At 68.1% G+C, this 8,704-nt stretch carries 12 protein-coding genes; 1 reads left to right on the top strand and 11 read right to left on the bottom strand.

Annotated elements, in window-relative coordinates; all coding sequences use genetic code 11:
• Positions 1-116: 116 nt before the first annotated feature.
• The 5 genes from BLP62_RS12475 to BLP62_RS12495 form a co-directional block, all read right to left on the bottom strand.
• Positions 117-1,685, bottom strand: coding sequence for a hypothetical protein (locus BLP62_RS12475; RefSeq protein WP_093008637.1), 1,569 nt, complete (start codon positions 1,683-1,685; stop codon positions 117-119).
• Positions 1,686-1,998: 313 nt separating this feature from the next.
• Positions 1,999-2,613: a hypothetical protein gene (locus BLP62_RS12480; RefSeq protein WP_093008638.1), complete on the bottom strand. Its 615-nt coding sequence runs from the start codon at positions 2,611-2,613 to the stop codon at positions 1,999-2,001.
• Between the two features lie 87 nt (positions 2,614-2,700).
• On the bottom strand, positions 2,701-3,045 hold the full coding sequence (locus BLP62_RS12485; protein ID WP_093008639.1) for a hypothetical protein: 345 nt from the start codon (positions 3,043-3,045) through the stop codon (positions 2,701-2,703).
• A 135-nt stretch (positions 3,046-3,180) separates the two neighbouring features.
• Positions 3,181-4,245: a hypothetical protein gene (locus tag BLP62_RS13665; protein WP_143004372.1), complete on the bottom strand. Its 1,065-nt coding sequence runs from the start codon at positions 4,243-4,245 to the stop codon at positions 3,181-3,183.
• An 18-nt stretch (positions 4,246-4,263) separates the two neighbouring features.
• Entirely contained in the window at positions 4,264-4,716 is a 453-nt protein-coding gene (locus tag BLP62_RS12495; RefSeq protein WP_093008640.1) for a MerR family transcriptional regulator, read from the bottom strand.
• A gap of 325 nt (positions 4,717-5,041) precedes the next feature.
• On the opposite strand from BLP62_RS12495, the gene BLP62_RS12500 reads away from it, so the two are divergent.
• Positions 5,042-5,254: a hypothetical protein gene (locus BLP62_RS12500; protein ID WP_223972149.1), complete on the top strand. Its 213-nt coding sequence runs from the start codon at positions 5,042-5,044 to the stop codon at positions 5,252-5,254.
• Here the strand turns inward: BLP62_RS12500 and BLP62_RS12505 are convergent.
• From BLP62_RS12505 to BLP62_RS12530, 6 genes are all read right to left on the bottom strand, one after another.
• Complete coding sequence (locus BLP62_RS12505) at positions 5,251-5,520, bottom strand: DUF5647 family protein (RefSeq protein WP_038055007.1); 270 nt, start codon at positions 5,518-5,520, stop codon at positions 5,251-5,253. The two genes, BLP62_RS12500 and BLP62_RS12505, sit on opposite strands and share 4 nt — an antisense overlap.
• Positions 5,514-5,846, bottom strand: a complete 333-nt coding sequence (locus BLP62_RS12510; protein WP_176758230.1) for a DUF7718 family protein — start codon at positions 5,844-5,846, stop codon at positions 5,514-5,516. Before BLP62_RS12510 ends, BLP62_RS12505 begins: the two co-directional genes overlap by 7 nt.
• 184 nt (positions 5,847-6,030) lie before the next feature.
• Complete coding sequence (locus BLP62_RS14450; protein WP_003049657.1) at positions 6,031-6,756, bottom strand: hypothetical protein; 726 nt, start codon at positions 6,754-6,756, stop codon at positions 6,031-6,033.
• Positions 6,753-7,364, bottom strand: a complete 612-nt coding sequence (locus tag BLP62_RS12520; protein WP_003049659.1) for a C39 family peptidase — start codon at positions 7,362-7,364, stop codon at positions 6,753-6,755. The genes BLP62_RS14450 and BLP62_RS12520 overlap by 4 nt, the downstream gene beginning before the upstream one ends.
• A 151-nt stretch (positions 7,365-7,515) precedes the next feature.
• Positions 7,516-8,082, bottom strand: coding sequence for an Abortive infection protein (locus BLP62_RS12525; protein WP_241374303.1), 567 nt, complete (start codon positions 8,080-8,082; stop codon positions 7,516-7,518).
• 79 nt (positions 8,083-8,161) lie between these two features.
• Positions 8,162-8,488: a DNA-binding protein gene (locus BLP62_RS12530; RefSeq protein ID WP_234555170.1), complete on the bottom strand. Its 327-nt coding sequence runs from the start codon at positions 8,486-8,488 to the stop codon at positions 8,162-8,164.
• Positions 8,489-8,704: the final 216 nt, after the last annotated feature.

The raw sequence follows: 8,704 nt of genomic DNA on the forward strand, positions 1-8,704 counted from the left end.
TTCGTGCTGGCCCTGAGGGAAGGCTTAAGCCTCCAGGAGGTCCCCCTGGAGGAGGCGGCGCAGGCCTTCCTGGGGCTCCTGGCCGTCCACCGCTTCCTGGAGGGGCTCAAGGGCTCCTAGAGGGCGAGGCTTTGCGGGGCCTGGGCCGCCTCGGCCAGCTCCTGGGCGAAGGCTCGCACCTCCGGGGACACCTCCGCGTTCCCCGGGCCCCGCACCTCCGCCGCCCGCCAGCCCTCGGGGGCCCGCCAGAGGGCCAGGGTGGCCACGGGGCGGCCCTCCCCGTCCCGCAGGCCGAAGAACCGCTTCTCGCCCAGGAAGACCCAGGTCCAGGCCTCCCTCCCCAGGCAGTGCCCCATGGCCTTGCCCTCCTCCTCCAGGGCCTCGGGGGAGAGGAGCTCCACCGCCACCAGCCCCCCACGGGCGAAGGGCTCCGGGAAGAGGGGCTCGGGCCTCCCCAGGGCCCGCTCCGCCAGGGCCCTAAGCCCCAGGTTCTTGTCCCGGAGGGCGGCGAAGCGCCAGGGCTCCTCCAGGGCCCGCTTTAGGAGGGGAAGGGCCAGGAGGGCATCCTCCTCCCCCGGCCCGCGGCCCCAGGCCCGCAGCACCGCCACCATGGCCTCCTCCTGGGCGGGCGAGGGGTCCGGGTCCTCCGCCAGGAGGCCCAGGAGGAGGCCCCAATCCTCGTGGTCCAGCTCGCGCAACCAGGGGAGCCCCCGCCCGGGCTCCTGCAGGATCCCCGCCCGGAGGAGGAGGGAGAGAAGCCGGGAGAGAAGCTCCCTGGGCACCCGCCCTTCCGCGAAGGGAGGTTCCTTGCGCACGCCCCGGGTGAGGCTCGGGTAGGCCAGGAGCCAGCGGGCCTCCCCCTCCCCCCAGCCCTGGGCCCGGAGGAGGGCGTACCCCCGGCGCAGGAGCCCCCGGTAGGCCTCCCAGTCCAGGGAGACGTGCCCCAGGGAGAGGAAGGAGAGCAGGGCCTCGGGGTGGCGGCGCCACTCCCGGAAGAAGCGTTCCCCGTCCAGGGCCAGGAGCCTGCGGGCGTGGAGGTAGGCTGCTGGGTTCCCAAGGTGCCGTAAGACCTCCCAGGGCTGGAAGGCCTCGCGGAAGTCCCGGGAGGCCTCCTCGTCCCGGAGCCATTGGGCCAGGGCCCGGTCCACCACCTCCCTCACCCGCGAGGGGTCCAGGTCCAGGAGCCAGGCCCAGGCCACCGGGTCCCGAGGGGTGTGGGTCAGGGCGAGGTAGTCCCCGTAGGAGAGGAGGAGCCTGTACGCGGGGTGCCTACGCCTTGGCAGCTGCGGCGTCCCCTTCTTCTTCCCGGGCAGGAGGCGCTCCAGGACCTCCCAGGTCTCCTCGTAGTGGCCGAGGGACCACATCCAGGCCGCCCACGTATGGGCCCGCTGCAACCCTTCCCCGTAGGCCCACCCGTCCCCGTAGGGCAGGAAGAAGGCCCCCCCGAAGAGGTGGACCCCCTCGGGAGCCAGGCGGATGGCCCCGGAGAGGCGCTCCGGGGTGAGGGCCTCCGCGAAGGCCTGAAGCTCCGCCTCCACCTCGGGCGGGGGCGGGGCGTCCGGGGAGAGGGGCCCGGCCCCCTTTCCCGATAAAAAGCGGAGGGCGGCCCGGGCCCCCTCCAGGTCCACCATCGTCTCAAAGACCTTCGCCAGCGAAACCTCCTGGAACCACGCCTTCTTCTCCATCGGCAAACCTCCTCTTCCCCGCCCCTGGGGGTGGGGTCATGGCCAAGGGGAAAACCCAAACGAACCCCCGGCCCTCGCGGGGCCTGGGTTTGGGGTGCGCTTATTTATATCTCCATACCCTCAGCCAGAGCTTTTAGGCGCCAAATAAAGCGGATATGTTCCTACTTTACTCTAAGAGCTACGATCTAGGGCCAATTTTGAGTTCAGGTGTAGCATTGCAGTTAGGTAGGAATACAAAACGATGGCCCCGAGGCTGGCAGGAAGGAAAAGTAAAGTAGGCAGGATGGGCTCCTCCCTCCGGGTTGCTATGGGGTTAGAGCCCAAATGGGGGGAGGTCCGAGGGAGGCCGGAACATGGCCCGCCGACGGTAGACCAGCTGGTACCAGACGCGCTTGGAGAATTCGGTGAGTTCCTCGGGGTTTACAAGGCGGGATATAGTCCCGCGTTGTTCAAAGCGCTCGGCGATCTGTCCCACCCGTTCCTCGTCTCCCGGTTCCGGGGAAAAGCCGCCCCAGTCCTTGACCTTCCATTTCCCTTCGCTTTTTTCCAATGTAAACGCTCTCAAGTGCAAGATGGGGACGACCGAAATCATATCGCTGAGCTGGGCCAGAGGGGTGTTCTGGTACTCCCAGAAACCGACGACGAGGCCGATGTAAAGAACGTACTCCGTGAAAGCGCCCTGGAGCACGTTCCCCTTCTTTTTCGGCTTGGCCATGAACCACACGAGGTCCCCGGGTTTCATCTTGGCCAGGGCAAGGGGGACCGGCGATGACGCGTCCTTATAGGTTGCCTCGTGCCCCTTGCGGTACTCCTCCAGGCACTCCGGGACGGCGTGGCCCGGGTCAAGTCGCCAACCGACGCCCACCACACCGTAGAGAAGGGCGTACTCCAGCGCGGCGGGATGGCTTTCCACATAGTCCTGCTCCATTAGGATCCTCCACACCGTGGGCGCCCATTCTTTGAATCCCTCAAGCTGGTCTTGGCACTTTCTTCCCATCGCTATTACCCCCTCTCGCTAACGCTTTTCTTCTCCCTTCCCCAGGAGCTTCTCCCGGGCCAGGGCCAAGGCCGTCCTGTCGGTCTCGGGGCGCTGGAGCAGGCCCTCGAGGACCCAGGGCACCAGGTCTTTGGGCAGGATGTACCAGATGGGGCGGCCGCTGCTTAGGGGCCCCCCCTTATCCTTGGGGTCCGGGCCGCCGTTCCAGCGGATGCCCAGGGCGTAGGGCCACACCTCCCCCTCGGTCTCCTCCTCCCTCCACCGGACCAGGACCACGGAGTAGGAGTTCGCTCCCCCGTTGAAGAGGACGGCCACCAGCTGGAGGCGGCTTCTGGGGTAGATGACCTGGTTAGGGTCAACCATAACTTTCCTCAGTAGTTATGCTAGCTAGTTAGTCAAAGCCTGTCAAGCTTGACCGAAGCCATCCCTGACCAGGTGCGCGCTGAGAGGGATGCTCAAGCCCGCCCAAAGAACGCGTACGGGCTTCCCCTCCCCCAGCTACCCCCTCAGCACCCGCTTGTACCACACCTTGAGGGCCTCGAGGTCCCCGCAGACCACCGCCCGGGTGCCGTCGGGGTAGAAGCGCACCTCATAGCGCCGGTTGAGCTCCGGGAGGAGCCTCTCCACCCTGGGCCACCAGTCGGGGACCGCCTGGGGCAGGAGGACCAGGTAGTAGGGCCCCGTGCCCGCCAGGCCCATCACCTGCCCCTTGCCCAGGGCTGGGGGGCGGCCCAGGTCCGGGGGGGCGGGGTCCGGGGGCTCCTCGGGGGCCCGCCACACCCGCACCGGATCCCGGCGGGGGAGGGGCTTCCCCCCGGGCTTACCCCCCTTGGGGGGCTGAGACGGCTTCTCCAGGAGGGCCTTTCCTCCCGAGGGGGCCGGGGAGGGCTTGGGGGGCTCACCGACGGGAGGGGCCTCCTCTCTCTCCTCTTCCGGCTTGGCCCTCCCCTTCTGGGGCTCCAGGTAGGGGTTCTCCCGGCCCTGGATGGGGGGCGGGAGGGGCTGCCCCTCCTTCTTGGCCTGGAGGTACTTGCCCAAGGGCCAGGCCCTTTCCGCCAGGAGGTAGGGGCCGCCCAGCCTCCCCTCCACCCGGTAGGCCTTCTTGGGCTCCAGGCGGGCGGCGAAGCCCCGGGCCCGCTTGAGGCCCACTTTGAAGCCCTCGCCCCCCTTGGGGAGGATGAGGAGGACCAGCCTTTCCCGGTCGGCGTAGAGGAGGACCCCCTGGACCACGGCCTGGGGCCCCTCGTAGGGCTCCCTTAGGCGGCTGGCCACCTGGAGGGAGAGGATCCTTCCCCCCTCGTCGGTGCGGGGCCAGAGGGCGAAGACGCCCTCCCCCGCCTCCCCCTGGGGGTCCTTGAGGGCCTTGCCCCCCAGGGCCACCGGCACCCCCCGGGGGAGCCTCTCCGCGTGGAAGAGGCCTTCCCGCAGGACGCCGGGGAGGAAGAGGACCGCCTGGTGGGGCGGGTGCGGGGGGCGCTTCTCCCGCCGCTCCTCCCCCGCGCCTTCCCTCGTCCCTTCCTCCCCCGCGGGGAGGGCTTCCTGGGCCTCCACGGGCTCCGCCATCCCTTCCATCCTAGGCCCCTACCGCCGCCAGAAGGCCCACCAGGGCCGCCGGGGCCTGGGGGCCTCCAGGGCCTTCAGGCTCTCCCGCAGGGCCTGGTTCTCTGCCCTCAGGGCGGCAAGCTCCCCCTCCACCCGCTCCAGGCGCTCCAAGAGGGCCCGGAGGAGGGCCAGGGCCTCCTCCTCAGAAGCTTGGGTGGCGAGGGGCGGGGGTGGGGGGAAGGCCCCTTCCGCCCCCAAGGCCTCCTTGGCCTGCAAGAGGGCCTCCCGCAGAGGGATTCCTTCCGCCTTGGCCCGCCTGCGGGCCTCCGCCAGGAGGCCCAGCACCCCCTCGGGCCAAAGCCGCCCCCCGCCCGCATCCCTGGGAAGGGGGTGCAGAACCTCCTCCACCAGAGCCGCCATACGCCGCAGGGTGGCGGGGGAGACCCCCAGGATCCGGGCCGCCTGCCAGGGCGCGTAAAGGGTGGGGTCCACGGGGCCAGGATACCCCGCCTGACGGGGTGAGCGCTCGCCCAGCCATCCCTTCGATTGCCTGAACGCTCACCGCTCGGGAAAGGCGCTGAGCGTTGAGCGGGGGGGTGCTCACCTCCCCCTGGCCCGGGCCAAAAGCCCTTTGGGGCCGGGCACACCTTCCCTAAAGGGCCCTCAACGCCCTTGTAAGGGGCCTAGAAGGCCGGGGGTCAGGTTCCCTAGGGGTTCCCCTTGCCCCCCTTCCCCCCGGGCCTTCTTGGGGCCTTAGAGCCCGGAAAACACCCCTTTCCCGAGGGGCAAGCGTAGGATGTCCTCCCGAGGTGAAGCCGTGGACCGGAACCTGGAGCGGGACACCGTGGAGCTCCTCCTGGAGACCCCCGAGCTGCCCCCGGAGAGGCGGGAGGCCCTGGCCCGGGAGCTGGAGGCGGTGGTGGCCCGGCACCTCCCGGGCCGGCCCTTGCGCCTCCTCTCCGGGGTGGACGAAAGGGGTCGGCGCTGGCTGCGCCTGGTGGTGCCCCTGGGTCCTGCGGGGCGGGGCTAGGCCGCCCGCCCCAAGGCCACCGGTCCCTCTGGGGTCAGGAGGCCTTCCACCCGACCCTCCCGGACCAGGGCATAGATCACAGGTCCTTCCGCCGCCTTCCCTTGGCCCAAGGCCCAGCCCAGGGCCTCGGGATCGTCCAGGAGAAGGACCACCAGGCGGTAGCTTTGGGGCAAGCGGGCCGTGATCTCAGGGTGGGCGTAGAGGAAGCGGGACACCTCTGCCCCCGCCTGCATGGCCCGCTTGGCGGCCTCCGGTAAGCTCACCATCCTTGCCTCCCCTGGGCCTTCGCGGCCCGATACGCCTCAATGTACTCCTCCAGGTGGGCCCGCAGGTCCTCCTGGGCCGCTTTCAGGGCCTCGGCGGGATCTGGTGGCAAGGGCAGGGCCTCGTGCTGGGCGATACGGTTCCGGTCTCGATGGGGCTTTCCCCCTGCGCTGTCGTACCGGGCCACCCAGACCCAGCCCTCCTCGGGGTCCTCCCACTCCAGCTGCACCCCCCAGTCCCCCATCCGAGTTCCCCGGCGGTAGAAGGTGGTGCGCAAGCGCACGGGGCCGTACTCCTCCAGGTACTCCTCCCGGTCGAAGCCCTTCATGGGTTCTACCCTACCCCCCGGTGCCGTGAGGCTTGGGTTTAGCCTTTATGCACCCCCGAGAGGGGCCTTCGTGGCCCCCTCCTTCTGCCGCCTTTATGCGCTCATTACCCGTCTAAAGCGCATAAACCCCGCAGGGTTTGTCCCTGCGGGGCCCCTTTCCATGCGCGAAAGGTGGCTTTCGTGCCTATAGCCCCCCCGCCCACTCCACCCGCAGCCGGAAGCCCCCGTCCCCAAGGCTACCCCGCACCGCCACCTCCCCCTTCCCCTCCGGGTCCAGGCTGTACCCCGCCCGCAGGAAGAGGGCTCCCCCAGGAGGCTCCACTCCCAGGGGCACCCGCAGGGAGGCCCCCACCCCCAGGCTCCACACCTCGTTGGCCACCAGGCCCAGCCCCAGGCCCACCCCCAAGACGGGGGGCTCCCCAGGGCTCCAGTCCAGGCTACCCCCCAGGGTGGCCACCACCGGGTCCCGCAGGAAGGCCAGGGACACGCCCCCCTCCAGCCCCCACGGGTACCGGGCCCCCAGGTAGACCCGGGGCCGTCCCGGCAGCTCCCGCAGCCGGTAGGCCGCCCCCACCTGGAGCCCCCAGCCCCCTTCCCCCCACCAGGAGGCCTCCCGCCTCCCCTCCCGCACCCGCTCCTCCCCCAGGAGGAGGAGGGAGAGGCCTACCGCCCCCTCCAGGCTCACCTCCTGGGTGGCCCGCCAGCTGAGCCCCACCTCCAGGCGCAGGTCGTGCCCCGCCCGGGTGAAGGCGTAGGGCCCCCCCTCGTCCACCCCAATCCCCCGCCCCCCAAAGGGGCCGTACCCCAGCCCCACCCGGAAGCCCAGGGTGGGCTCCTCCGCCGGGCGCAGGGGGTCGATCTGCCCCCAGGCGGGCAGGAGGAGGAAGGCCAGGAGGAGAAGGGTCCTCACGGCAGCCTACCCCCCAGGGCCTCCAGCCGCCGCAGCCGGGCCTGGGCCCAGGCCGCCCACTCCCCCTGGGCCGCCCGCCCCCGAGGCACCAGGAGCAGAGGAGGTTCCGGGACCAGGGTCACCCCGCTCCACCCCTTCTCCCCCGCCAGGGCCGGGAGGGGCAGGATGCGCCGCCCCCAGGAGGGGTCCGCCAGGACCAGGTGCTCCCCCACCAGGGCCACCCCCACCACCCAGTGGAGCTCGGGCCGGGTCACGTGGAGGATGACGGGCAGCCCCCCGCGGGCGAAGTAGGCCCGCAGGGCCTCGGAGTCCATGCGGTAGCCTCGCAGGGGCAGGCCCCGCTCCCCGGAGGCCCGCACCAGGCTCAGGGCGTTGAGGCCCCCCTTCAGCCCCTCCTGGTGGCGCAGGGCCCTCTCCAGCATCTCCCCCTCCGTGGCCTCCAGGCCGAGCAGGCGGTGCAGAGTGGCCAGGGCCGCGGCCCCGCAGGTCTCCCAGGTGGTCTGGGGAACGGTGGCGGTGTAGCGGAGCTCAGAAAGGCTTTTGGAATAGGCAAGTGCCCAAGAGACCGCGAAGAGAGCGAGTATGCGAGCAAGGATTGGTCGTGCCATTAAGTGACATAAGTGAAAAAAGGCAAGCGGCAAAAATGGGACAGGTTGGCTACTCATGTGTAATTGAGGCCGATTGGAAAGAAACCCATGTTAATCAAGGCATGAACCAAAGAAGTCATAGAAAGCGATCGTAAAAAGAGAAAGGAGCCGATTAAAAAAGTGTGATTACTGTGTAGAGCAAAATTAATTCTGGTTCTAATTGAACCCCGGTCCATGGGTTTACGAGATGAATAAAGACAAACGATACCCCCGAGAAAAGAAGTCCTTTGCTTCCAGCTAGTTGGTAAGGAACGTACCGGAACAAGAACTCCTCAATGTAAGCTCTACTTAACCAAAAGAACAAGGTGATGAATAGGGAGAGGTGCTCTCCGGAGTCAAGCAAGTACCAGAACCTACTTGGAGGCCAGTAGGGTAACTTTAAGGCCAGAAGAAACACGAAGAGAAGGTGTCCAAACAAAAGTATAACCGCTAGCCTAAAGACTGGGCTAAAGAGTAGACCCCTGGTGAAGAAGCCCTTCTCGGCTTCAATAGAAGTAAGCCTAGCCCTATACTTCAGGTAGAAAAGCCCTGAAAAAGCGACCATGAGCCAGAGGCCCGTATCGATCAAAAAGGAATCGAGCGGGTGTAGTAAAAAGGCAAAAAAAGAAAACAACGGGCCGAGGAAAAGAAAGATCAGAGGTGCCACAAGGGCCCCCCCGACCTTAGCCTTTACCTGCATTTGCCTCCACAAACCGTAGTGGAACTCGAACCATCAGGCTTTGTTTCGTGCTTGACTTCAACACTACATCCACGCGAAATTAGAAGACCGACAATAGCAGCCCCAGCAAGCACAGCTGGCAATATAGCGCCATGTGTTTCTGCGAGTAAAGCCCCTGGGCCGCCTGCACCGCCAGGGCCTTGAGGGCCGGGGCCAGGGTCCGCAGGGTCCCCTCGATGGCGCTGCTCAGGGAACGCTCCCGGGCTCCCTCCGCCCGCAGGAGCTCCAGGTAGCGCTGCAGGGTGCTGAGGCTTCCCCGCCCCAGGTGCTGCCGCAGGGCCTGGGCCCCCGCCTCCTCGGGGGAGAGGCCAAGTTCCGCCAGGGCGTGCTTCACGTCCGCCAGGGTCACGCTGGGTGTGCGCGGCATGGTCACCTCCGTTTCGTAAGGTAATCGGGAAAAGTATTTTCTCCGGGGTTCATTACGCTTCCCCACCCCCTTCATTCCGTAATGGACCCCCCTCCAGTACGATTTCCCGGTGAAGCTTCACGACCGGGTGAGGAGGCGGTACACCCACTCCCTGCGGGCCTCCCGGTAAGCCTCCCGCTTGCTGGAGGCCTCCACGGTGTAGGGGTCTCCGGGGCC

It is taken from the genome of Thermus arciformis, assembly GCF_900102145.1.
Taxonomy (GTDB): domain Bacteria; phylum Deinococcota; class Deinococci; order Deinococcales; family Thermaceae; genus Thermus; species Thermus arciformis.